This window comes from Mesorhizobium sp. M0761 (genome assembly GCF_040320205.1).
Lineage (GTDB): Bacteria > Pseudomonadota > Alphaproteobacteria > Rhizobiales > Rhizobiaceae > Mesorhizobium.
Window position 1 is genome coordinate 1 of the sequence record NZ_JAMYPF010000017.1, and the last position, 23,617, is coordinate 23,617.

Consider the following 23,617-nt stretch of genomic DNA (forward strand, 5'->3'; position numbering starts at 1 on the left):
TCTTTTCTTTTTACAACCCCCCCTGCCCCGGCCGCGGGCGGCCCCCCCCGCTGTCCCTCCGGGGCCCCCGCCCCCCCCCCCCCCCCCCCCCCCACCGCCGATGATGAAGGTCAAACTGCGATCAGGCAAAGCTGTCGCGCAGGCTGGTCGCGGTGCCGGTGAAGCGCGCGCGCACTATGCCGACAACTGCGCCGAGCACCAGCCAGAACACCAGATTGGTCAGCGTCACCGCCACCACGAACTGATGATGCAGGCCCTCCGGGATCGGCGTTACGAAACTGTCAGGCTGCGGCGCGCCGACAATATGCGGGGCGACGATCAGGACGACGGCGAGCACGGTCAGGGGCGCCGACGTGCGGAAGGTGATAAGGGCAAGACCGATCGCGGTTGCCATCACCGTTGCCCACCACCAGATCTGGCGCTGTATGAGATCGGCCGCCGGCATTGCCGGCAGTTCCGGCGGCAGGCCGAGCCCCGGCGCCAGCGTGAACACGGCAAAGCCCGCCAGACCCCAGAACACGCCCTGGCGCCAGCTGCCGATGCCGCCGGCGAATTCGGAAACCGCCACCAGGACCAGCGCGAAGCCGATGCCGGTGACGATATTGGCGACGACACTGAAGGCGAAACGCTCGAAGCCGTCGGCCGGTGCCCAGCCTTCGTCCTCCGCCGGCGCGGCTGCTTCAGCCGGTGCTGCGCTGCTCACCGCATTTTCCGCCGGCGCGGCGGTGCTCATGGCATTGGTGTCCGCAGCGTTGGCGGCGGGCACCGCGGCATGCTGATGCTCGTGGCCGCCACCAGCCTTTTCGTAGACCTCCGCCTTGAGGATCAGCGGCACGGTGGCGTAGGCCTGCATGCAGGCGAGAGCGACACCGGCCACGAGCCCTGCGATCGCCGCGATGAACACGACGTTGCGAAACAGGTTCATGATGTCAGATCCTCGTCAGTGGCAGGGAAACGCCATCGAATGGCGATAGTCGTGCGCCGCATTGTGGACCGCATCGATGTGCGAGAAACCGACAACGCCGACGACGAAAATGCCCAGAAACGCGCTAAGCACGAGCTGCATGAAGCGCGACTGCGAGGAGACGGAAGCGCCGAGGGAGACGGAAGCGGTATTCATATCTTGTCCTTTCGCCCTCCACCCGAGGGCATCGAAGTCAGTTCCCTGTCGCCGGCAGGTCTCCTGGCTCGCGGATCAGCGCCCTTCCCCACCTTCCCGAAGAAAAAATCCCCAGTGGCTTGGAGAGGACTACCGCACACAGTTGCGGGGGCAGCCACGGCATTGGGCAACAAGTCAGCCCTCACCGCATTCCCTCTTGGTCCCTAACGGAACCGACGACATGCATGACTATAGGCTGAAACGGTCGCATCCGGCAAACCAAATTCCGCCGGCCAACAGCGCGAATGCGCCATGCGGCGTTACGGGTTCAACGCGGTGATCCGCTCGGCAACCAGCCGCTGCAGCCGCCACAGATGGCGATCGTGAATGCCGCGCTCTTCAAGGTTTTTCACCGTGTTGTAGAGATAGTCGGCGCCCGACCCCCAGTGCCCGCAGGACGTTGCCAGCCTTTCGACGACCTTGCCCTCGTCGAGCGGTCCTGAATAGGTCAGGCCGTTGCGGTTGATGACGAAGGCCAATGCCCTGAGCGGTCCGGCCTCGCTTGCAAGCTTGAGCATGCGCGGCCGGTAGCTTGTCGGCTTCAGCGTGACTTCGCGCCGGAAAAGCCGGCCCAACTGCTCGCGCCGGTTATTGTCGGTCAGCCGAAAGGCGACGCCCTTGCATTGTCCGCCACGGTCCAGCGCCATCATCAGGCCGGGGCTGTCCTTGGTGCCGCGCCAGCGCGTCATGTTCATGCAAAAGGATCGATGCCAGCCGCACGCCAAGGCAACGCGGTCCTCGACATAATCTATTTCCGGTTTCCAGATCAGCGATCCATAGCCGAACAGCCATAGCGGTTCGCTGTCCGGGAGTTCGACCTGCAATTCATCCAGCAGCGCGTCATAGTCGGCTTCATCGAGATGCATCGCGTCCGGATCAGGCCCGGGGTCCCTGATCTCGCGCCAGCAGCGCGCGACCAGCTCCAGCGTAAGCGACATCTGTCGTGCGGCCACGTCCGAATCCCCCCAATTCCGAATGTCCCATGTCTACGACATGATTATGCGCCGCGCCTGCAACCGGCAATGCGGCACTCTGATTGACAAACGATTTGCCGGGGTGTCGGCTGACGCTTCATAGGAAGCCAGCCATGCATCCCAACCCGAGCGAGCGCGACCCCTATAACGGCCTGAGCCGGGCCCAACCGACGCTACCGTCGTCGGCCTATTGGGATAGCGAGGCTTACCAGCGCGATCTCGAGGCCATCTGGTACAAAAGCTGGCTGCTCGTCTGCCGCGAGGCCGATCTTGCCCAGCCTTTGGCATTCAGGACATTCCGCGTCGGCACGCAGGAAATCGTCGTGCTGCGCGACGACACCGGCGAGTTGCGCGCCTTCCACAACACCTGCCGGCATCGCGGCTCGCAGCTTTGCCAGGAAAGCGAGGGCCGGCTGAAAGCGCGGCTCATCACTTGCCCCTACCACGCCTGGTCCTACTCGCTGCGCGGCGATCTCGTGCGCGTTCCCTCGAAATCGCTGCCAGATGGTTTCGACAAGGCCGATCATCCGCTCTACCAGGTGGCGCTGTCGGTGTGGCGCGGTTTTGTCTTTGTGAACCTTCAGCAGGCTGCGGCCGGCTCCGCCGGGACCTCCTTCGATCCCGCATCCGGCGACCTCGCCAACTGGCCGCTGGAAACGCTGGTATCAGGCCGTGTCCTGCGCAAGGTGATGAACTGCAACTGGAAGATCTTCTGGGAAAACTTCAACGAGTGCCTGCATTGCCCGGGCGTCCACAAGGACCTGTCTCGGCTGGTGCCGATATACGGCCGCGGCCTGATGAGCCGGCACGACGACCCCGACTGGGTCCGCCATGCCGACAATGACGCGCCGGAGTTTTCGGGTGGCCTGCGCGCCGGCGCCGAGACCTGGTCGCGCGACGGACATGCCCATGGCCCGGTCTTACCGGGCCTGACGCCAGCCGAGCGTGCGGCCGGACAGACCTATGCCACCAGCCTGCCCTCGATGTTCATCGTCGGCCATGTCGATTATGTCAGGACGGTGCGACTGATGCCGCTCGGTCCCGAACAGACCGAACTCACCGCCGAGTGGCTGTTCGCGCCCGAGGCGCTTGCCGAGACCGACATCGACAATGTCGTCGCCTTCGGCACCCAGGTGCTGGAGGAGGATGCCGCGATCTGTGAGATCAATCAGAAAGGCCTGCGCTCGATGCGCCACCAGGCCGGCGTGCTGATGCCGGAGGAGTACGATCTGCACCGCTTCCACAACTGGGTGCGCGAGCGGCATGCAGCGCTTGAGGCAACCGCCTGATCGGCGACTAAAGCGACTTCGGCAAATAGCGCCAGGTGATAAAGCCGCAAACAGCGGCCAGAATGCCCAGCGTCACGAACACCGAGCCGAGGCCGAAAAACGCCAGCACCACCGAATAGACCAGCGGCGGCGTCAGCTCGGAAAAGTCGAGATAGGTGCGGTAGACCGCGGCCATCTGCGCCCGCTCATAGGACCGCACCGAGCGCATGAAGGCGGTCGAGCCCAGTGCATCGAGCGCGATGGTGAAGAAGGCGCCGCAGAGCAGGAAAAAGCCCGTAAGCAGCGGCGCGGTAGTGCCGACCGCGCCCGCCGCAAGCAGCGTCGCCGACATCGCGAAATAGGCGAAGGTCATGGTGCGCCGGCCGCCGAAGCGTTTTCCCGCTTTGCCCCAGAAGATCGCCATGAACAACAGCGCATTGCCGGCCGAAACCAGCAGGCCGCCGGCAAGCTTGCCCTCGCCGGTAATCACCATGAACAGCGGCCCGTAGACGAAGAACGTCGTCCAGAAGCATGACCGGCCGAAGGCGATCAGCCAGGCCAGCCTGAGCCTGGGTTGTGCTACGAAGCGGCCGATATTGGCCAGCGGATTGGCCGGCCGCGTCTTGCCGGGCCGGATCGACTGGTTGTCGCCCAGCCTGTAGGTCCAGAACAGCGCCAGCAAGGCCAACGCAAACACCGCCACCGCGCCATGCGCGGCATAGATGCCGTAGCGTGTGTAGAGGAAGATGCCGAGTGTCGGCCCGCCGGTCCAGGCCAGCATCGACCACGCCATGCGCAGCGATTCGGCCTGCATGAAATCGGTCTTGCGGATGTGATCCATGATGTAGAGGTTGAGCGTGATCGACAGCGCGCTCGCCCCCATGACGCGGCACAGCATGCCTGCCAGTTGCCCGGCAAGCGTGTGGGTGACGAAGAACAGCGAGCCCATCGCCAGCAGGCAGGCGCCGGCGGTATAGACCCAGCGCCGGGCAAACCTGCGGATCAAGATCGGCATGAACAAGGTCACCGACAGGCCGAGCAGCGCCACGATGGTGTAGAGGATCGAGACGATCTGCTCGTTGTGCAGAATCTCATAAGCCTGGATCGGGATGACGCTCGATACCGTGGCGCGGGCGAAGGATTCGACCGCATAGAGCGAGGCAAAGGTGCGCGCATCCGCCGGACGCAAGGCTGGAAGCCAGATCGGATGGCGCACATGGGTGGACATTTGATCCCCAAATCAGACTCGCAGCCCAAATCTGCGCTGGCGCTTCCTCCGCCGGTAACAGGAAACCGACCCCTTCCCGGCAAAAAGCAAATTCGGCCAAAGGCTTTCCGGCTCTGGCCTAAAGCGCCGCCCGATGCAGCCGCACGGCATGACCCGGAGCGTAGAGGGCGGCCTTCTTTTGTCCGGTGCAACCGTGATAGTCGTCTTTCGGGCTGAATCAGATCGCGAGACCATGAGCATCCATACCGCACCCCCTGGAGATCAACTGAAGCGAGATCAACCGAAGCGCATCGTCGCCATCGATGTCGTACGCGGCATCGCGCTGATCGCCATGGCGAGCTACCACTTCACCTGGGATCTCGAAAATTTCCACTACACCGACCCCGGCCTCACCGCCGTCGGCTGGTGGAAGATCTATGCGCGCTGCATCGCCTCGACCTTCCTGTTCCTGGTCGGCGTCAGCCTGTTTCTCGCTCATGGCAGGCAGATCCGCTGGACCGGCTTCTGGAAACGTTTTGCCATGGTCGCCGTCGCGGCCGCCGCTATATCGGCGGTCACGTACTTCATCACGCCGGACAGCTTCATCTTCTTCGGCATCCTGCATCAGATCGCGCTGGCCAGCTTGCTCGGCCTTTTGTTTCTGCGGCTGCCTTCCTGGCTGACGCTGGTCGTGGCGGCGGTGGTGATCGCAGTCCCCCTCTATCTCCGATCCGAAGCCTTCGATCATCCGGCGCTGTGGTGGGTCGGCCTGTCGGCGATCAACCCGCGCTCCAATGATTACGTGCCGCTGTTTCCCTGGTTCGGCGCCGTGCTTCTCGGCATCGCCGCGGCAAAGTTTGCGTCCACCACTGGCCTGCTGGCGCGGCTGGCCACGCTGGGATCAGGAAGCTGGACCAGGCCGCTCACCTTCATCGGCCGCCACAGCCTGGCTTTCTACCTGATCCACCAGCCGCTGCTGTTCGGCTGCGTCTGGCTGTTCTCGCAGATTGCGCCGGCGCCCGTCGAAACAAGGGAAGTGATCTTCCTCAAGGAATGCCAGGTATCTTGCGAACAGCAGCGCGACACGGAGTTCTGCACCAGCTATTGTGTGTGCATGCTGGACACGCTGCAAAGCGAAGCGGCATTCGACCGGCTCTACAATGGCGACCAGACCCCGGAGTTCAAAGCGCATCTCGGTGAACTCGCCGGCATCTGCACCGCCAGGACGGAGGAGAGCCCGATGACGCAGGGAGGGCAACAATGACCGACAAGCTCACAAAACCCGGGCTGGCAAAACCCGATCTATCGAGACCACGGCTGATCCCGTGGCCGCCACTGATCTACATCGCCGCCATCGCCATCAGCATCGTGCTCGGCCTGTTCTATCCCCTGCCCTGGATCGGCGACCTCTTGGGCGACCTTTTGTTTGCCGCCGGCTTTGTGGTGCTGTTTGCCGTCGCAGCCCTCTGGTTCACCGCTATCCGCGCCATGATCCGGGCCAAAACGACGATGAACCCCAATGGCTTGCCGGAGCATCTGGTGACGTCTGGCCCGTTCGGCGTGACGCGCAACCCGATGTATCTGGCCAACACGCTGCTTTTGATCGGCGTCGCCTTCGTCTCGGGGATCATATGGTTCCTGCCGCTGGCCCTGATCGCGGCTTTTGCAACGCAGAAGGTCGCCATCGAGAGCGAGGAGAAGGTGCTGTTCGCCAAATTCGGCAAGAAGTACCGCGACTATACGAAGCGGGTGCGCCGGTGGATTTGAGGCGGGTGTGATCGCTGGCAGGGTTCGCATGCCTTGGCGACTAGCCGAACGCCCATCTCTTCATCATCCACGGGCGGAGTAAGGAGCGTAGCGACGCAGCACAGACCCGAGGATCCATGCCGGGACTCCAGAGCGTTGCTATGGTCCAGAATTCGCTACCGCTGCACTCCACGACCGATGTCACGGAATGGATTCTAGGGTCTCCGCGACGGAGCTTCGCTCCTGCTTCGCCCTAGAATGACGAAGTGCGGAAGGGCTCCGGCTAATCACGAACGTTTGCGACGGGCGCGCGCAAACGCTCGACGGTCCGCTCAGGTATTAACCCCCAGCTCCACCAGCCGCTCAACACATGACTCCTCAGCCTGGTCGAGCTCCGCCAGCGTCTCCTCGAGATCGCGGCGCTTCTGGCGCAAATCCTCGCGCTTCTCCTCGATGCGCTTGATCATCAGCTTGAGTTGACCGACCTCGCCGGGCGGTTCCTTGTACATCTGGATGATTTCGCGGATTTCGTTGATCGAGAAGCCGAGCCGTTTCCCGCGCATGATCTGGCGGATCAGATGCCGGTCAGATGGGCGAAACAGCCTTGTGCGGCCCCGCCGGACCGGTTGCACCAGCCCCTCATCCTCGTAGAAGCGCAGCGTCCGCGTCGACACGTCGAATTCGCGGGTCAGTTCGGTGATCGAATAATATTCCCGCATCTTTGCTCCAAATGTCGGAACATCGGAAAACGCCCGGTCGCCCGGGATTTCCAACGCATTCCGATCAACCCCGTTCCAAGCCGGACTCGGCATGGAACCCCGCGCAAGCCTCGCACCACATTTACGTAAAAGTCAATTGAGCCCGCAACGCCTCTTTCTCAAGGGATAGCGAACCACCAGGTGGCCAGCCCCAGGAAAGCAAAGAAGCCAACGACGTCGGTGACGGTGGTGACGAAAACCGCCGACGCCACCGCCGGGTCGATCTTGAACCGGTCGAGCAATAGCGGGATCAGGATACCGGCAAGGGCTGCCACGAACATATTGATGATCATCGCCGCCGCTATGATGCCGCCCAGATTGGCATCGCGGAACCAGACGGCCGCGACGATGCCGATCAGCACGGCGAAGATGATGCCGTTGATGGAACCCACGCCCATTTCGCGGCGGATGATGCGGCCGGCATTGTAGATGTCGAGATCCCTGGTCGCCAGCGCGCGTACCGTGACGGTCATGGTCTGCGAACCGGCATTGCCGCCCATGCCGGCCACGATCGGCATCAGCACGGCCAGTGCCACGATGTGCTCGATGGTGCGGTCGAACAGGCCGATCACCGACGCCGCCAGGAACGCCGTCAACAGGTTGACCAGCAGCCAGGGAACGCGCGAGCGCGAGGTCGAAAGAATGCTGTCGGACAACTCTTCGTCGCCGACGCCGCCCATGCGCAGCAGATCTTCCTCGGCCTCCTGCTGGATGACGTCGACGACGTCGTCGATGGTCAGCACGCCGACCAGCCGCTCGTTCTCGTCGACGACGGCGGCGGACAGAAGATCGTATTGCTCGAAGTCCCGCGCCGCCTCTTCCTGGTCCATGGTGGCCGGAATGGCGTGCCTCGTCTCGTGCATCACGTCTCCGACCTTGGTCGTGCGCTTGGTGCGCAGGATCTGGTCGAGGTCGATGGCGCCGAGCAACTTGAAGCTTGGATCGATGACGAAGATCTGGCTGAAGCGCTCGGGCAGGTTCTTGTCTTCGCGCATGTAGTCGATGGTCTGACCTATGGTCCAGAACGGCGGCACGGCGACAAACTCGGTCTGCATGCGGCGACCGGCCGTCTCTTCCGGGTAGTCGAGCGAGCGGCGCAACCTGATCCGCTCGGTGAACGGCAACTGCGACAGGATCTCGTCCTGGTCTTCCTTTTCGAGGTCTTCGAGAATGTAGACCGCGTCATCGGAATCGAGGTCCTGCATGCCCTGGGCAATTTGCTCATTGGGCATATTGTCGACGATATCGCGGCGGATCGCCTCGTCGACCTCGGTCAGCGACGAGAAGTCGAAGTCGGCGCCGAGCAGTTCGACAAGGGCGCGACGCTGTTCGGGGTGCAGGGCCTCGAGCAGATCGCCAAGTTCCGACTGGTGCAGGTCGTCGACTTCGCGCTTCAGCGTCAGCGTATCGCGATCGGCGATCGCCGCCCCGATCTGGGCCAGGAATGATGACAGGACGGCGCCGTCCTCGCCATAGATGTCGGCGTGGGCATCGTCAGCGGCTTTGGCGCCGGTCTTCTGGTCGTCCTGGCGTTCCACCAGCGGCCCCCGCCATGGGAATTTCGGAAAAGGTGCCTGTCAGGTCTAGCGCGCAACGCACGGGAATATCAAACGAAATGCGCCCCGCCCTGCATATGGGGAGAGAGCGATTTCATCAGGATATGACGCCGCCCAGGATTCAGGCGGCGCGACAGCACATGTCGCTGGGGAAAGAGCACCCGAGCACGGTTGGGGCAGAATTGTCATGATGCAGGTCCTGCCATCTGCCGGACCCGCCCAGGCCAGGAACCAGAACAGCCGGAAGCCCTTGAAGATCAGGTCACAGACGCAGAAGGCAATCGAGGAACGGCGCGTGCGCGTGGTCGTCGCCGAACGCAATCCGCTCGTGATATCGGCGCTGCGCGACATGCTGGACTGCGACGGGCGCTTCGATCTCAGGGCCTGCGTGCAAAGCGGCAGGCATTTTCTGGAATTGGCAGCCGAAGCGGAATTCGACGTCGCCGTTATCGGCTGGAAGCTCTCCGACATGGACGGCGCCGATGTGCTGGCCGAGGTTTACAGCCGCAAGCTGGGCGTACGCATCGCGGTGTTTTCCAACGACCACGACATCGGCATCCTGAAGCAGTGCGTGCGGCTCGGCGCCCAGGGCTACTGCTTCCAGTTCGACGATCCGGCGATCATCTTCGAGACCATCCTGGCCGTCGCGCATGGCCGCATCTGCATCCCCTACATCGACATCAACAAGGTCAACGACACACCCTTGTCGCTGCTCACCGTGCGCGAGCGCGAGCTGCTGGCGGTGCTGTCCGACGGCTGGACCAATCTGCAGATCGCGACGCGCACCGGGATTTCGGAGAATACGGTGAAATACCACCTCAAGAATCTCTACGACAAGCTCGACGTCCGCAACCGGGCGATGGCAGTCGCGCTCTACGCGCGGGAGAGGCGTACCCAGAAGCAGCCGTTGGGGTAGGCGAGCGACTGGCCGCGGGTAGGTCACCCGGGTAGGCAACCCCCACCCGCGCGCGGCAAGATGTTACCCCTTGAGGTGTTGTTGCCATTAGCCGTCGAGACGAAACTCCCCTCACCGCTTTGCTGGATCAGGAGGAGTTCGCGACATGGCCGGTTTCACCCATCTTTTCATTCCCGGACCGACCAACATCCCCGAACAGGTCCGGCAGGCGATGAACCTGCCGATGGAAGACATGCGTGCAGCATCCTTCCCCGATCTCACGCTACCGCTGTTCGAAGACATCAAGACGGTGTTCAAGAACGAGACCGGCCGCGTCTTCATCTATCCCTCCTCCGGCACCGGCGCCTGGGAAGCGGCGATGACCAATGTGCTCAGCCCCGGCGACCGCGTGCTGATGTCGCGCTTCGGACGGTTCTCGCATCTGTGGGTCGACATGGCCGAGCGCCTCGGCTTCGAGGTGGATGTCATCGATTGCGAATGGGGAACCGGCGTGCCGCTCGAGCTCTATGCCGAGCGGCTCAGGGCCGACAAGGCGCACCGCATCAAGGCAGTCTTCTGCACCCAAAACGAGACCGCGACCGGCGTGACCAGCGACGTCGCCGGTTGCCGCGCTGCGCTCGACGACGCCAATCACCCTGCCCTTCTCTTTGTCGACGGCGTGTCGTCGATCGGCTCGATCGACTTCCGCCAGGAGGAATGGGGTGTCGACTGCGCCGTCAGCGGCTCGCAGAAGGGTTTCATGCTGCCCGCCGGCCTCGGTTTCCTCTCCGTCAGCAAGAAGGCGCTGGTGGCGTCGCGGAGCGCCACCCACCGCCGCTGCTTCTTCTCCTTCGAAGACATGATCCGCGCCAACGACGCCGGCTATTTCCCCTATACGCCGGCTACGCAGCTGCTGCGCGGCCTGCGCGCCTCGCTCTACCTGATCGCCGAGGAAGGGCTGGAAAACATCTTCGCCCGCCACCATCGTCTCGCCGAAGGAGTGCGCAAGGCGGTCGACGCCTGGGGCCTGAAGCTCTGCGCCAAGGCGCCGAAATGGCACTCCGATACGGTCAGCGCCATCCTAGTGCCGGACGGCGTCGACAGCGGCGATGTTGTCAAGCGCGCCTACCAGAAATACCAGACCGCGCTCGGCGGCGGCCTCAACAAGGTGATCGGCAAGGTCTTCCGCATCGGCCATCTCGGCTGGCTGAACGAGGTGATGGTGCTGGCCTCGCTCTCGGCCGCCGAAATGGCGCTGCTCGACTGCGGCGTACGGCTGGCGCCCGGCTCCGGCGTCGGCGCCGCCATCCAGCACTTCCGCGCCTCGGCCGCCGTGCCGGTCGCCGAAGCCGCCTGAGGAGCCGACAATGAGCCACACCATCAACCACCTCAAGAAATTACGGCTGCAGCGCAGCGAGCTGGCGGTTCCAGGCTCCAGCCCGGAAATGATCGACAAGGCGGCCAACAGCGCCGCCGACTTCATCTTCCTCGACATCGAGGACGCCGTCGCCCCGCCCGACAAGGAGCGCGCCCGCAAGAACATCATCCAGGCGCTCAACGACATCGACTGGCGCGCCAAGGGCAAGACCGTCTCGGTGCGCATCAACGGGCTCGACACCCATTACATGTACCGCGACGTGGTCGACGTCATGGAGCAGGCCGGCGACCGGCTGGACACCATTTTGGTGCCGAAGGTCGGCGTGCCGGCCGACCTCTACATGGTCGAGGCCATGGTCAACCAGATCGAGATGGCAAAGGGCTTCAGGACCCGCGTCGGCCTCGAAGCGCTGATCGAGACCGCGCTCGGCATGGCCAATGTCGAGGCGATTGCCGCGACACCCGGCCGGCTGGAAGCCATGCATTTCGGCGTCGCCGACTATGCGGCAAGCTGCAAGGCGCGCACGGTCAACATTGGCGGCCTCAACCCCGACTATCCCGGCGATCAGTGGCATTTCGCTCTGTCGCGCATGACCGTCGCCTGCCGCGCCTATGGCTTGCGCGCCATTGACGGGCCGTTCGGCGACTTCTCCGATCCGGAGGGCTACATCGCTGGCGCCAGGCGCGCGGCGGCGCTGGGCATCGAAGGCAAGTGGGCGATCCACCCCTCGCAGATCGCGCTTGCCAACGACGTCTTCTCTCCACCGGAAAAAGAGGTCACCCGCGCCCGGCGCATCCTCGAAGTGCTGAAGGAGGCGGAGGCGCAGGGCAAGGGCGCGGCCGCCCTCGACGGCAAGATGATCGACGCCGCGTCGGAACGCATGGCGCGCAATGTTCTGGTGGTCAACGAGGCAATCGAACGCGCCGGTCAATTCTCTAGTGAGCCGCGCGTCGCCACGCATTGACCGTTCAGGGAGGACAAAATGGACATCCACGAATATCAGGCCAAGGAACTGCTGGCACGCCACGGCGTGCATGTGCCGCGCGGCGGGCTGGCCTACAGCCCCGAGCAGGCGACCTACAGGGCCCGCGAGATCGGCGGCGCCAAATGGGTGCTGAAGGCGCAGGTGCATTCCGGCGCCCGCGGCAAGGCCGGCGGCATCAAGCTGTGCGCCAATGACGAGGAGATTTCCAGCGCGGCCGAGGGCATGCTCGGCCGCAAGCTGGTGACACAGCAGACCGACCCGCGCGGCAAGCTGATTTCGCGCCTGTATCTCGAGGAAGCCGTCGATATCGCGCAGGAGCTCTATGTCGGCTTCGTGCTCGACCGCAAGGAAGAGCGCGTCATGATCGTGGCGTCCGCTGCCGGCGGCATGGAGATCGAGGACATCGTCGAGAAGGCACCGAACTCCATCCTGCGCACATCGGTCGATCCCGGCGTCGGCATGCAGCGTTTCCAGGCGCGCGAGATCGCCTTCGGGCTCGGCCTCGACCACAATCTGATCGGCAAGGCGACCGAAACCATCTTCGCCTGCTATCAGGTGTTCCGCGACTACGACGCCTCGATGCTGGAGATCAATCCGCTGGTGGTGACCCGCGACGGCAATCTGATCGCGCTCGACGCCAAAATGTCGTTCGACGAGAACGCGCTGTTCCGCCGGCCGGAAATCTCCGAGCTGCGCGACAAAAGCCAGGAAGATCCGCGCGAAACTTTTGCCAGCGACCGTGGCCTCTCCTATGTCGGCCTCGACGGCAACATCGGCTGCATCATCAATGGCGCAGGGCTCGCCATGGCGACCATGGACATGATCAAGATCGCCGGCGGCGAACCGGCCAACTTCCTCGACATCGGTGGCGGCGCCTCGCCGGAGCGGGTGGCGAAATCCTTCCGCGCCGTGCTCGGCGACAAGAATGTCGAGACCATCCTGGTCAACATCTTTGCCGGCATCAACCGCTGCGACTGGGTCGCCGAAGGCGTCATCAAGGCGATCCGCGAGGTCGGCGTCAACGTGCCGCTGGTGGTCCGTCTCTCCGGCACCAGGGCCGAGGAAGGCCGCCGCATCCTGGCTGATTCCGGCGAGGCGGTGATCGTTGCCGGCACGCTTGCAGAAGCCGCCGAAAAAGCCGTCGCCGCATGGCGCTCGGCCACCAAGAAAAAAGCAGCCTAGAGCCGGATGATTTCAGGTCGAATCGACCTGAAATCTGAATCCGTCTCTAAAATCAAACAGATGGAGCATGATGTCGTCCGAAAACCGCTTCACACTTTTCGGCATCATGCTCTAGGGAGGTCGAGAAAATGGCAATCCTGCTCAACCGCAGCACCCGCGTCATCGTCCAGGGGTTCACCGGCAAGATCGGCAGCTTCCATGCCGACGACATGAAACGCTATGGCACCAAGCTGGTCGGCGGCGTCACCCCCGGCAAAGGCGGCCAGAAGCATCTCGGCCTGCCTGTCTTCAACACGGTCAAGGGCGCGGTGCGCGAGACCCGCGCCGAGGCCAGCATCGTCTTCGTGCCGCCGCCCTTTGCCGCCGATTCGATCATGGAAGCGGCGGACGCCGGCATTAAACTCTGCGTCTGCATCACCGACGGCATCCCGTCGCAGGACATGATGCAGGTCAAGCGCTACATGCTGCGCTACCGCTACGAGGACCGCATGCGGCTGATCGGCCCGAACTGCGCCGGCGTCATCACGCCCGGACAGGCGCTGATGGGCATCATGCCCGGCAGCATCTACCTCCCCGGCCGCGTCGGCATTGTCGGCCGCTCGGGAACCCTGGGCTACGAGGCGGCGTCGCAGATGAAGTCGCTCGGCATCGGCGTCTCGACCAGCGTCGGCATCGGCGGCGACCCGATCAACGGCTCCTCCTTCAAGGACGTGCTGAAACTGTTCGAACAGGATGACGACACCGACGCCGTGGTGATGATCGGCGAGATCGGCGGACCGCAGGAAGCCGAAGCCGCGATCTGGGCGCGCGACAACATGAGGAAGCCGCTCATCGCGTACATCGCCGGCCTCTCCGCCCCGAAAGGCCGCCGCATGGGCCACGCCGGCGCCATCATCTCGGCCTTCGGCGAGTCTGCGCAGGAAAAGGTCGAAATCCTGAAAGACGCCGGGGTGATCATCGTGCCGACGCCGTCCTCGTTCGGCGAGGTGGTGGCGGATACGCTTGCGGGGATGAAGAAGGCGGCGTGACAGCAGCCCCCGAGTCCGACTGCGCCAGCCCGAACCTCAGGCAGCCTTGTCGGCTGCCGGCTTCGCGACCTTGGTGCGGGTGGCGCTGCGGCGGCCGTCGACGCTGACCGGAATGTCGCCGTCGACCGTGGCGCGACGCACCACCCGGTGCTGGTCGCCGTAATCGTTGACGGCGTAGTGCTGCGTCGCGCGGTTATCCCAGATCGCCACATCGCCGGCCTTCCAGCGCCAGCGCACGGTGTTCTCCGGCGCCGTGACATAGGACTGGAACACCTCGTAGAGCTTCGCCGAATCGCTTTTGGAAAGACCGATCAGCCGTTGCACGAAATTGCCGAGCAGCAGCGAGCGCTCGCCTGTTTCGGGATGGACGCGGACAACGGGATGCTCGGTCTCGTAGATCGTCGAGGTGAAGATTTCCTCGAAGTGCTTCTTTTCCGCGGCGCTCGCACGCGGCCGCACCGCGGCGTAATCGTAGGCGTTGCTGTGCACCGCCCAGAGATTGTCGGCCAGCAGCTTCAACGGCTCGGGCAGGTCCTGATAGGCGGCCGCGGTGTTCGACCAGATGGTGTCGCCGCCGGCCGGCGGTATGACGACGCCGCGAAGAACGGAGAATTTCGGATAGGCGTCGACGAAGGTGACATCGGTATGCCATTGGTCGGCGCGACCGCCGCCACGGCTGGAATCGAGTTCGAGAATGGACGCCGTTCCCTTGACGGGACCTTGGGTCGGATGCGGGACGAGGTCGCCGAGACGCTGGGCAAAGCGCTCCTGCTCGGCATCGTCGAGATGCGCCTGGTCGCGGAAGAACACCACCTTGTGCCGCAACAGGATCTGGTTGATCGCCGCGACCGTCTGCTGCGGCAGGTCGCCGGAGAGCCGAATGTTCCTGATCTCTGCGCCGACGCGTCCGGTAAGCGGGACAATATCGGCATCCGGGATGATCTGCTCTACGGGGGTAAGTCTGGTCATGGGAACCTCTTCCTCTAAAGCCGCGGGCTGGTGGCAATGCTCCGCCGTCTGCCGGCCGCATAGCGATCGGCGGAGCAACTCCCTCATCGGGAGCCGACTTGCTTGGCAACGAGAGCACTGATCTCAACTCAGGAGGCGAAGGCCGCCAAGGCTTGCGAGCAGTACCGAGATCCCATTCAAAGCGTAATTCTACAAATTCCATAGACATTTCTTTTCAAAGTTCGGCGGCCCTGAGAAAAATGCCTTCTGTCCAATTCGTTCGTGAGCGGCAGGCGGTGGAGCGCTGCGCGACGCGGCCCGCACCAGTAGTGACGCTGTCGTATCCCCTTCGATATTGGAGATGGCGGGTGAATTGCATGCCTGATATTGATGGCTTCCACGCATCACGCAGGCGCCGAGATGACAGACTCCGATAAGGCTGACGCTGTCGAGCAATTGCTCGATACGCCTGACCTCGCCACCGCGCTGGAAAGCGACCAGTTCAAGAAATTTCTCGACCAGATGCCGATCGCGATCGCCGTCTCGGAATTGATCGCGAAGGAACGTGTCGTCTACGCCAATCCCGAATTCGAGAAGCTCTCGGACCTCAAGGCGCCGAAGCTTGCGCGGGAAAACTGGGCGGCCCTTTCCGGCAGGGGGCTTCATCGGCAGAAGGACAGGCCGCTCGCCGAGGCTGTCGTTGAAGACACCGATTTCGTCGGCACGTTTCGCCTCGAGCGCGGCGAGGACAAGCCGGCAATCGTCGACGTTTATTCCAACGTTATCGAGGACGACAACGGCAAGCTCTGCTTCCGGCTGGTGGCGCTTGTCGACGTCACGGCACACGGTGAGACCGAGGACGCGCGACCCGCGGAGGAGCTCATCCGGGAGAAGGACACCCTGTTGCGCGAACTGCAGCATCGGGTGAAAAACAATCTGCAGATGATCACCGCTTTGATCCGGATGGAAACCCGCAACGCCACCGAACCGGACCAGAAGCGTTTCGAAAGGCTTGCCGGCCGGGTAGACGCATTGGCAATCCTCTACCAGACATTGTCGGCTGACCAGCAGAAGGATGAGGTGGATCTTGGCGTGTACCTTAGCCAGATCGCGTCCGCCGTCATGGCGTCGCACGCAGTCGAAGGTATCCGCCTCGACCTTAAGGTGGATACCTATCCGGTATCCATCAACGTTGCCATGCCGACAGGCCTGGTCGTCAATGAGTTGCTGACCAACGCTCTCAAACATGCATTCGTCGGGCGCGATGGCGGCACGATCACGCTGCACAGCGTCGTCAGCGGCGATGGTTGCCGGGTGACTGTCGCCGATGATGGGATCGGTCTGCCGACGGGTGAGACCTGGCCCAGGCCCGGCAAGCTCGGCTCCTTGATCGCGCGGTCGCTGACCGAAAATGCCAAGGCGCAATTCGACGTCAAGTCGAGTGCCGGCGAGGGAACCAGGGTCACCATCGTCTTCAAGCGATCGGCGGCGACGGACTGAGGCTATGCAACGGCGCGCCGGCAAATCCCGGCCGGACAGGTGCTTCGGGCGCTCGCGGGTGTGGCCTTAAGTCGCAAACGATTTGGCTGCAGAAGCGGGGCGCCGGGCTTCTTTGACGGTGCTATCAGCACCATATGTGGTCCACAGCCCTCCAAAACGAGAGAAGCTCGCTCCGACCGGTCGCATCGCGGCCGTCAGCCGGCAATGGCTATGAACCAGGAAACTGAAAACCATCATGCGTGAAAATATCAGACCAGCGTCGAGAGACGTCCCCCTCATTCAGCTAGGCCTGCACCAGTGCCGCTTCCCGGTGAGCGAAGACCGGTCGGTACCCGGTGGTTACCGGTTTTGTGCCGGGCCGACGTCGCCGGATCGCGTCTACTGCGATCACCACCACACCGTCGTGACGGCCGTTGACCCTCGTCGAGCCCGTCCGGGTCTCCATTTCCCGCAACGACGCGCCGCTTAGGTCAACCACATCCCCTGCCCCGCCACCGGCAAAGCCGGGGACTCAGGTGCAGGAGGCTGGCCGGTGCGAGCCAAGCGGCGTTCGCGTGCGGCTCTGCGACCTCTTGTTGCAACTCTGCTGCGGCCGGTTCAAGCGCCAAAGGCGATGATTTGGCGTCGACGGCCTGAGAAGCCGCAATGATTTCAATGGCCGAAAAATTATGGTGCGGTCGAGAAGACTCGAACTTCCACGGGTTGCCCCACAGCGACCTCAACGCTGCGCGTCTACCAATTCCGCCACGACCGCCCGTGGTAGGAGCCGGAACGAACCGGCTCGCGGCGTGTAGCAAATCGTTTCCTGCGAAACAAGGGCGCGGCGCGCAATAATCGCCGCGAATTGGCATATCGGCCTCTACAGCGCCGCGCGTCCTGTGGGACGCGCAAAGGACGCTGCAGCACTTTGATTTGGCGCATGATCCTTTCCGAAGATCGTTCCTATCTTCGGGGTCGTGCGCGAAGGCCGAAATGCGTGGCGAACTGGACGTTTCAGCCGGATACCGCCATATGAAGGGCAAATGCATTTGGCTCCAGAGCGCAAGGCGGTTTCGCCAAGCCGGCGTGCATCACGCGAAAAACGAAAAAGCCATGACCGAACGCAGCCAGATCGCCACGTCGTTCCTGCCCTTGCCGGGTTCGGCGCCGGTCGAATGGCGCATCGAGCCCGGCCTGACCGGCTACACCGATGCGCTGGCCCTGATGGAAGCGCGCGCCGAGGCGATCCGCGCGGGTGCAGCCGCCGAGATGGTCTGGCTGGTCGAGCATCCGCCGCTTTACACCGCCGGGACCAGCGCCCGCATCGAGGACCTGATCGACCCCGACCGTTTCCCGGTCTTTGCCGCCGGGCGCGGCGGCGAATACACCTATCACGGGCCGGGGCAGCGGGTTGCCTATGTCATGCTTGACCTGAAGCGCCGGCGTGAGGATGTGCGCGCCTTCGTCGCCGCGCTCGAGCAGTGGATCATCGGCACGCTTGCCGCCTTCAATGTACGCGGCGAACGCCGCGAGGACCGCGTCGGCGTCTGGGTGGTGCGGCCCGAGCGCCCGTCCCTGCCCGACGGCTCGCCGGCTGAAGACAAGATCGCGGCCATCGGCATCCGGCTGCGGCGCTGGGTGAGCTTTCATGGCATTGCCGTCAATGTCGAGCCGGATCTCAGCCATTTCAGCGGCATCGTGCCATGCGGCGTGCCGGATCACGGCGTCACCAGCCTCGTCGACCTCGGCCTGCCCGTAACCATGGCCGATTTCGACCTGGCGCTGAAATCCGCCTTCGAGGATGTTTTCGGGGCAGCGAAGTCAACTTCTACAGAACCGGCTCGCAAGGCCGGCTGAGTCTCGCCTCGACCAACGCTCAAAGCAACCGCGCCGAGGCCCACAACAGCCCGAAACCGTGAATGGCGAAGACGGCCAGCAGCGCGCCGGCCATGGCGAAACGATCGAAGATGCGGATCGGCTTCAATTCGTGGCGCGGTTTTACCCCGCTACCCACTGTCATCAGGCTGAGGATGGCAAAGACGGCGCCCGCCACCAGCAGAAAGCTTTGGGAAAAGCCGGCCAGCCAGCCAAGCCACAGCAAGGCCGAGAGCAGGGAAAACGAGGCGAGCGCCAGGGCGGCCGGCCCCGGGCAGATCTGGCGCAGCACCTGACCGCCGTCGAATTTCCACACCGGCACCAGATTGGCGATGTTGAACAATGCGGCAACGCCGGCGAGCGTCGCCAGAAGGGCCGCGGCGAGCCGATGTCCCTCGCCGGACGCGAGCCCGCTGGCGACGATCAGCAGCGGAACCAGGAACGCGGAAAAGCCGGCGCCCATCAGCGCCACGAAGGCGACCTCGAAGCGGCTGTCATAAGGCCGGCCACCAATGGCGATGCCGCCGAGCAGCGGGATAAAGATCATCCGCGCCTTGCGATGACCGGTCAGCCGGAAGGCCGCCATGTGGCCGAACTCATGCAGGGCGACCACCGAGGTCAGGATCGCGGCCAGCGCCAGGCCGCCGAGATTGAGCCCGAAGAACGGCCACAGGATGAAAGCCGAAAGAACGGCGAAACCGACCTGGCTCAGCGGATGCTCGAACCAACCGCCCTTGCGATATTGTCCGGTCCTCGCCCAGACCTCCAGCTTGCCGAGCTCGCGGCGCATGGCGAAGTAGCGGAACACCAGGAAGGCGACGCCGCGATAGCGATCGGTCTGGCTGAGCGTCACCCGCGTGCCGGCACCTTCCGAGGTGAGTTCGGTGGTCTCATAAAAATCCTTCCAGAACGACGCGTCGAGCGCGGTATCCTCGATGACCCGCATCGAAAAACGACTGCCTTCGACGACGTCCTCGAAGCGCGACCCGCGCTCGATCGGCTGGCCGTCGCGGCCTTCCCAGGACAGCAGGATGCGGGTCGTGCCCTGCCCGTCCAGCGGCTGCGCCTTCAGTATCTCGCCGGACCAGCCGGCATCGCTGCCGAGCGGCCACAGCGCCTGCCAGAGGCGCTGCCGGTCCATTGCGACCACGCGGCTGAGCCTCACCGTGCGCAAACCGAGCGGCGCGGTCATCAAAAGGAAAATCAATCCGAGATTACCGGCCACGAGAAGGGCCGTCACGATCGGCGACACCTGAGGTTTTGCTCCCTGTATTTGGCAGGGCACCCTAGCGGCACGGCGGCAAGAAAGGCTTAACGGCACAACGCCCCTCCTGCCCGCCTAAAACAGTGCGGCGAACAGCAGTTGCATCACATGGCGCCGATCCAGACGGCCATGGAAACCAGAAACGCACTCATGCACACCAACGAAACGACGTCCTGAACAAGATCGCTCATAACTCTCTCCTGTTGTTGCTATGTTCGTATTTTGTTCTAACTTTGTTCGAAAGTCAATGAGCGGAAAGCGGCATGCCGACGAATCCTGACAGCCGGTTTGGGCAGGGTTAACGAAAGGTTGACGGGGTGACGGCAGTGCTGACGCAGGGCGCATCGCATGCCTTTGCGATCGGCCGAGACGCACCAATCACTTCGTCATCCTAGGGCGGAGCAAGGAGCGCAGCGACGCGGCGCAGACGCTAGGATGACGAAGTTGGGGCCTACAACGGAACGACCTTGCCGTCCGCCAGCGTCACCCGGCGGTCCATGCGCGAGGCGAGCTCGTGATTGTGGGTGGCGATCAGCGCGGCAAGGCCGGACTGCTTGACCAGCGCGCCAAGCGCGTCGAAGACATAGGAGGCGGTGACCGGGTCGAGATTGCCGGTCGGCTCGTCGGCCAAAAGCAGCAAGGGCGCATTGGCGACGGCACGGGCGATGGCGACGCGCTGCTGTTCGCCGCCGGACAGCTCCGACGGACGGTGCGACGCGCGCTTGCCGATCTGCATATAGTCGAGCAGCTGTGCTGCGCGCTCCGACGACTCCTTGCGCGAAAGCCCTTTGATCAGCTGCGGCATCATGATGTTTTCGAGCGCCGAAAACTCCGGCAGCAGATGATGGAACTGATAGACGAAGCCGACATCGTTGCGGCGGATCGCCGTGCGTTCGTCGTCGGAGAGCCGTCCGCAGGCGCGGCCGGCCAGAATGACGTCACCGGCGTCGGGGCGCTCGAGCAGGCCCGCCGTATGGAGCAGCGTCGACTTGCCGGTGCCCGACGGCGCCACCAGCGCCACCATCTCGCCGCGCTTCAGCGAAAAGTCGGCGCCGTTCAAAATGGTGAGCTTGCGCGGCCCCTGGACATAGTGCCGCTCGACGCTCTTCAGCTCGATAATGATCTCGGACTTCATTCGTATCTCAAGGCCTCGACCGGATCGAGCCGTGCGGCGCGCCATGCCGGAAACACCGTTGCTAGGAAGGACAGGCCGAGCGCCATCAGGATGACATAGGTGGTCTCGCGCGGGTCCATCTTTGCCGGCAGCTGGCTGAGGAAATAGAGCTCCGGGTTGAACAGCACCTTGCCGGTCATCCAGGAGAAGAACTGGCGGATGGATTCGATGTTGGTGCAGATGAGCACCCCGAGCAGCACGCCGGCCAGCGTGCCGGTGACGCCGATCGCAGCACCCGTCATCAGGAAGATGCGCAGGATGGCGCCGCGCGAGGCGCCCATTGTGCGCAGGATGGCGATATCGTGGCCCTTGTCCTTCACCAGCATGATCAGGCCGGAGATGATGTTGAGCGCCGCCACCAGCACGATCAGCGTCAGGATCATGAACATGACGTTGCGCTCGACCTGCAGTGCTGAAAAGAACGTCTCGTTGCGCTGGCGCCAGTCGACCATGTCGATCGGCCGTTGCGCCGCCGCATCCACCAGCGGTTTCAGCGCGTCGACATTATCGGGATTGTCGACATAGATCTCGATCGTCTGCGCCCTGCCGTCCATGTTGAAATAGAGCTGCGCTTCGGAAAACGGCATGTAGACGATGGAGCTGTCATATTCCGACATGCCGACCTCGAAGATCGCCGCCACCTTGTAGCCCTTCAGCCGCGGCGTCGTGCCCATCGGCGTCACATCGCCGTCCGGCGAGATCAGCGTGATGGTGTCGCCGAGCACAAGGCCGAGATTCTCCGCCATGCGCTTGCCGATAGCGACGCCCTCGCCGGAGTCGAAGCCGTCAAGCGTGCCTTGCTTGACGTTCTGGGCGACGATGGCGATCTTGCCGAGGTCTTCGGCCCTGATACCGCGCACCAGCGCGCCCATGCCGCCGCCGACATTGCCTTGCGCCAGCACCTGGCCGTCGATCAGCGGTATCGCGTATTTGACGCCGGCCACGCCGTTGATGCGGGCGGCGACCTGCGCATAGTCCTCAAGCGGCGAATCCAGCGGCTGCACGATCAGATGGCCGTTGACGCCGAGGATGCGGGTCAGAAGTTCGGCTCGAAACCCGTTCATGACAGCCATGACGACGATCAGCGTGGCGACGCCCAGCATGATGCCGAGGAAGGAGATCGAGGCGATGACCGAGATCACCGTCTCCTTGCGGCGCGACCGCAAATAACGCCAGGCGACCATGCGTTCGAACATGGAGAACGGGCCGGCGACCGGAGACTTGGTGACCGGAGACTTGGCGACCGGAGACTTGCCAACCGGAGACTGGGCTACCGAAGACTTCGCTGCCGCGGCTTCGCTCATGCGGTTGCACCGAAGCGTTTCCTGGCCTCCGCGACCGGCAGCGTCTCGCGCTCGCCGGTCCGGCGGTTCTTGATCTCGATCTCGCCGGCGGCCACGCCGCGCGGCCCGACGATCACCTGCCAGGGCAGGCCGATCAGGTCTGCGGTGGCGAACTTGCCGCCCGGCCGCTGGTCGGTGTCATCGTAAAGCACATCCTTGCCGGCGCTGGTGAAGGCGGCGTAGAGCTCGCCGCAGACGCGGTCGCACTCGGCGTCGCCGGCCTTCATGTTGATCAGGCCGATGTCGAACGGCGTCACCGCTTCCGGCCAGATGATGCCGTTATCGTCATGGCTGGCCTCGATGATCGCTGCGACCAGCCGCGACGGACCGATACCGTAGGAGCCGCCGGAAACGAAATGATCCTTGCCGTCGGGCCCGGTCACCTTGGCGCCCATGGGCTTGGAATATTTGTCGCCGAAATGAAAGATGTGGCCGACCTCGATGCCGCGCGCCGAGACCCGGTCGGCCTCGCCAAGCTTGTCCCAGGCCGCCTCGTCATGCATCTCGTCGGTGGCGGCGTAAGGCGTCGTCCACGTCTTGACGATGTCGGCGATCTCGCCGTCATTGCCGAAGTCGGTTTTCTCGCCGGGCACCTGCAGCGACAGATATTCGCGGTCGCAATAGACCTGGCTCTCGCCGGTGTCGGCCAGGATGATGAATTCATGGCTGAGATCGCCGCCGATCGGCCCGGTGTCGGCCCGCATCGGAATGGCCTGCAGCCCCATGCGCGTGAACGTCCTGAGATAGGATACGAACATGCGGTTATAGGCGGCCTTCGCGCCCTCGAAATCGAGGTCGAAGGAATAGGCATCCTTCATCAGGAATTCGCGCGAGCGCATAACGCCGAAGCGCGGCCGCACCTCGTCGCGGAACTTCCACTGGATGTGGTAGAGGTTTAGCGGCAAGTCCTTGTAGGACTTGACGTAGGCGCGCACGATCTCGGTGACCACTTCCTCATTGGTCGGACCGTAAAGCATGTCGCGGTCCTGCCGGTCCTTGATGCGCAGCATCTCCTTGCCGTAATCGTCATAGCGGCCGCTTTCGCGCCACAGATCGGCCGACTGGATGGTCGGCATCAGGATTTCCAGCGCGCCGGCGCGGTTCTGCTCCTCGCGGATGATGCGGCAGACCTTGTCGAGCACCAGCTTGCCCAGCGGCAGCCAGGAAAAGCTGCCCTGCCCCTGCTGGCGGATCATGCCGGCACGCAGCATCAGCCGGTGCGAGACGATCTCGGCCTCGCGCGGATTTTCTTTCAGGATGGGCAGGAAAAACTGCGACAAACGCATGGACAGGTCCGTGAGAGAGGAGGCTGCGCCGGAATCGGCGCGGCTGGCTTGCTTGCCCCGGCTTCATAGCTATTTCGTGACGGAATGGAAACCCGACCGGTCGCATCGGTCC

Annotated in this window: 22 protein-coding genes, 1 tRNA gene and 1 riboswitch; of the genes, 11 read left to right on the forward strand and 12 right to left on the reverse strand. The window is 63.6% G+C overall.

What is annotated here, in order from left to right; genetic code table 11:
- Positions 1–121 precede the first annotated feature (121 nt).
- The 3 genes from NKI32_RS23620 to NKI32_RS23630 all read right to left on the reverse strand — a co-directional run bounded on the left by NKI32_RS23620 (position 122) and on the right by NKI32_RS23630 (position 2,112).
- Entirely contained in the window at positions 122–925 is an 804-nt protein-coding gene (locus NKI32_RS23620; protein ID WP_352513086.1) for a CbtA family protein, read from the reverse strand.
- Between the two features lie 15 nt (positions 926–940).
- A complete protein-coding gene (locus NKI32_RS23625; RefSeq protein WP_023670784.1) occupies positions 941–1,120 on the reverse strand; it encodes a CbtB domain-containing protein in 180 nt (59 codons plus the stop codon).
- 36 nt (positions 1,121–1,156) lie between these two features.
- Positions 1,157–1,352: riboswitch (cobalamin riboswitch) on the reverse strand.
- A gap of 67 nt (positions 1,353–1,419) precedes the next feature.
- Complete coding sequence (locus NKI32_RS23630; RefSeq protein WP_353003826.1) at positions 1,420–2,112, reverse strand: gamma-glutamylcyclotransferase; 693 nt, start codon at positions 2,110–2,112, stop codon at positions 1,420–1,422.
- Between the two features lie 134 nt (positions 2,113–2,246).
- Between NKI32_RS23630 and NKI32_RS23635 the strand changes: the two genes are divergently transcribed.
- Positions 2,247–3,422: an aromatic ring-hydroxylating oxygenase subunit alpha gene (locus NKI32_RS23635; protein WP_353003828.1), complete on the forward strand. Its 1,176-nt coding sequence runs from the start codon at positions 2,247–2,249 to the stop codon at positions 3,420–3,422.
- 7 nt (positions 3,423–3,429) lie between these two features.
- Here NKI32_RS23635 and NKI32_RS23640 read toward each other — a convergent pair whose 3' ends face one another.
- Positions 3,430–4,629, reverse strand: coding sequence for an MFS transporter (locus tag NKI32_RS23640; protein ID WP_353003830.1), 1,200 nt, complete (start codon positions 4,627–4,629; stop codon positions 3,430–3,432).
- A 232-nt stretch (positions 4,630–4,861) separates the two neighbouring features.
- Here NKI32_RS23640 and NKI32_RS23645 point away from each other — a divergent pair, with 232 nt between their 5' ends.
- Positions 4,862–5,872 carry a heparan-alpha-glucosaminide N-acetyltransferase gene (locus NKI32_RS23645; RefSeq protein ID WP_023690977.1) on the forward strand — a complete coding sequence of 337 codons (1,011 nt, stop codon included), beginning with the start codon at positions 4,862–4,864 and terminating at the stop codon, positions 5,870–5,872.
- Positions 5,869–6,375 carry a methyltransferase family protein gene (locus NKI32_RS23650; RefSeq protein WP_023670789.1) on the forward strand — a complete coding sequence of 169 codons (507 nt, stop codon included), beginning with the start codon at positions 5,869–5,871 and terminating at the stop codon, positions 6,373–6,375. The genes NKI32_RS23645 and NKI32_RS23650 overlap by 4 nt, the downstream gene beginning before the upstream one ends.
- Before the next feature lie 311 nt (positions 6,376–6,686).
- Here NKI32_RS23650 and NKI32_RS23655 read toward each other — a convergent pair whose 3' ends face one another.
- A complete protein-coding gene (locus tag NKI32_RS23655) occupies positions 6,687–7,073 on the reverse strand; it encodes a MerR family transcriptional regulator (protein ID WP_006203215.1) in 387 nt (128 codons plus the stop codon).
- A 158-nt stretch (positions 7,074–7,231) separates the two neighbouring features.
- Positions 7,232–8,650 (reverse strand): magnesium transporter, encoded by a 1,419-nt coding sequence (mgtE, locus tag NKI32_RS23660; protein WP_023753461.1) that lies wholly within the window; start codon positions 8,648–8,650, stop codon positions 7,232–7,234.
- 313 nt (positions 8,651–8,963) lie between these two features.
- Here mgtE and NKI32_RS23665 point away from each other — a divergent pair, with 313 nt between their 5' ends.
- The 5 genes from NKI32_RS23665 to sucD all read left to right on the forward strand — a co-directional run bounded on the left by NKI32_RS23665 (position 8,964) and on the right by sucD (position 14,136).
- On the forward strand, positions 8,964–9,584 hold the full coding sequence (locus tag NKI32_RS23665; protein ID WP_353003940.1) for a LuxR C-terminal-related transcriptional regulator: 621 nt from the start codon (positions 8,964–8,966) through the stop codon (positions 9,582–9,584).
- A gap of 145 nt (positions 9,585–9,729) precedes the next feature.
- Positions 9,730–10,920: an aminotransferase class V-fold PLP-dependent enzyme gene (locus tag NKI32_RS23670; protein WP_353003833.1), complete on the forward strand. Its 1,191-nt coding sequence runs from the start codon at positions 9,730–9,732 to the stop codon at positions 10,918–10,920.
- Positions 10,921–10,930: 10 nt separating this feature from the next.
- Positions 10,931–11,905 (forward strand): HpcH/HpaI aldolase/citrate lyase family protein, encoded by a 975-nt coding sequence (locus NKI32_RS23675; protein ID WP_023690973.1) that lies wholly within the window; start codon positions 10,931–10,933, stop codon positions 11,903–11,905.
- Between the two features lie 18 nt (positions 11,906–11,923).
- Positions 11,924–13,108 carry a malate--CoA ligase subunit beta gene (locus tag NKI32_RS23680; protein WP_023739131.1) on the forward strand — a complete coding sequence of 395 codons (1,185 nt, stop codon included), beginning with the start codon at positions 11,924–11,926 and terminating at the stop codon, positions 13,106–13,108.
- Positions 13,109–13,236: 128 nt separating this feature from the next.
- Positions 13,237–14,136: a succinate--CoA ligase subunit alpha gene (sucD, locus tag NKI32_RS23685; RefSeq protein WP_352499753.1), complete on the forward strand. Its 900-nt coding sequence runs from the start codon at positions 13,237–13,239 to the stop codon at positions 14,134–14,136.
- Between the two features lie 36 nt (positions 14,137–14,172).
- Here sucD and NKI32_RS23690 read toward each other — a convergent pair whose 3' ends face one another.
- Positions 14,173–15,105 (reverse strand): TauD/TfdA dioxygenase family protein, encoded by a 933-nt coding sequence (locus NKI32_RS23690; protein ID WP_023685215.1) that lies wholly within the window; start codon positions 15,103–15,105, stop codon positions 14,173–14,175.
- 399 nt (positions 15,106–15,504) lie between these two features.
- Here NKI32_RS23690 and NKI32_RS23695 point away from each other — a divergent pair, with 399 nt between their 5' ends.
- Both NKI32_RS23695 and NKI32_RS23700 read left to right on the forward strand, forming a co-directional pair.
- Positions 15,505–16,584, forward strand: coding sequence for a sensor histidine kinase (locus NKI32_RS23695; RefSeq protein WP_023685214.1), 1,080 nt, complete (start codon positions 15,505–15,507; stop codon positions 16,582–16,584).
- 235 nt (positions 16,585–16,819) lie between these two features.
- Positions 16,820–17,053 carry a GcrA family cell cycle regulator gene (locus NKI32_RS23700; RefSeq protein ID WP_081726058.1) on the forward strand — a complete coding sequence of 78 codons (234 nt, stop codon included), beginning with the start codon at positions 16,820–16,822 and terminating at the stop codon, positions 17,051–17,053.
- Between the two features lie 200 nt (positions 17,054–17,253).
- Here NKI32_RS23700 and NKI32_RS23705 read toward each other — a convergent pair.
- A tRNA-Leu gene (locus tag NKI32_RS23705) sits at positions 17,254–17,338 on the reverse strand.
- Between the two features lie 338 nt (positions 17,339–17,676).
- Here NKI32_RS23705 and lipB point away from each other — a divergent pair.
- Positions 17,677–18,420, forward strand: a complete 744-nt coding sequence (gene lipB / locus NKI32_RS23710; protein ID WP_023735909.1) for a lipoyl(octanoyl) transferase LipB — start codon at positions 17,677–17,679, stop codon at positions 18,418–18,420.
- A 19-nt stretch (positions 18,421–18,439) separates the two neighbouring features.
- On the opposite strand, the gene NKI32_RS23715 is transcribed toward lipB, so the two are convergent.
- The 4 genes from NKI32_RS23715 to proS all read right to left on the reverse strand — a co-directional run bounded on the left by NKI32_RS23715 (position 18,440) and on the right by proS (position 23,505).
- Positions 18,440–19,690, reverse strand: coding sequence for a peptidase M50 (locus tag NKI32_RS23715; protein WP_023746861.1), 1,251 nt, complete (start codon positions 19,688–19,690; stop codon positions 18,440–18,442).
- A 463-nt stretch (positions 19,691–20,153) separates the two neighbouring features.
- Positions 20,154–20,837, reverse strand: coding sequence for an ABC transporter ATP-binding protein (locus tag NKI32_RS23720; protein ID WP_023670800.1), 684 nt, complete (start codon positions 20,835–20,837; stop codon positions 20,154–20,156).
- Entirely contained in the window at positions 20,834–22,072 is a 1,239-nt protein-coding gene (locus NKI32_RS23725; RefSeq protein ID WP_031194713.1) for a lipoprotein-releasing ABC transporter permease subunit, read from the reverse strand. The genes NKI32_RS23720 and NKI32_RS23725 overlap by 4 nt, the downstream gene beginning before the upstream one ends.
- Positions 22,073–22,176: 104 nt before the next feature.
- Complete coding sequence (proS, locus tag NKI32_RS23730) at positions 22,177–23,505, reverse strand: proline--tRNA ligase (RefSeq protein ID WP_023670802.1); 1,329 nt, start codon at positions 23,503–23,505, stop codon at positions 22,177–22,179.
- Positions 23,506–23,617: the final 112 nt, after the last annotated feature.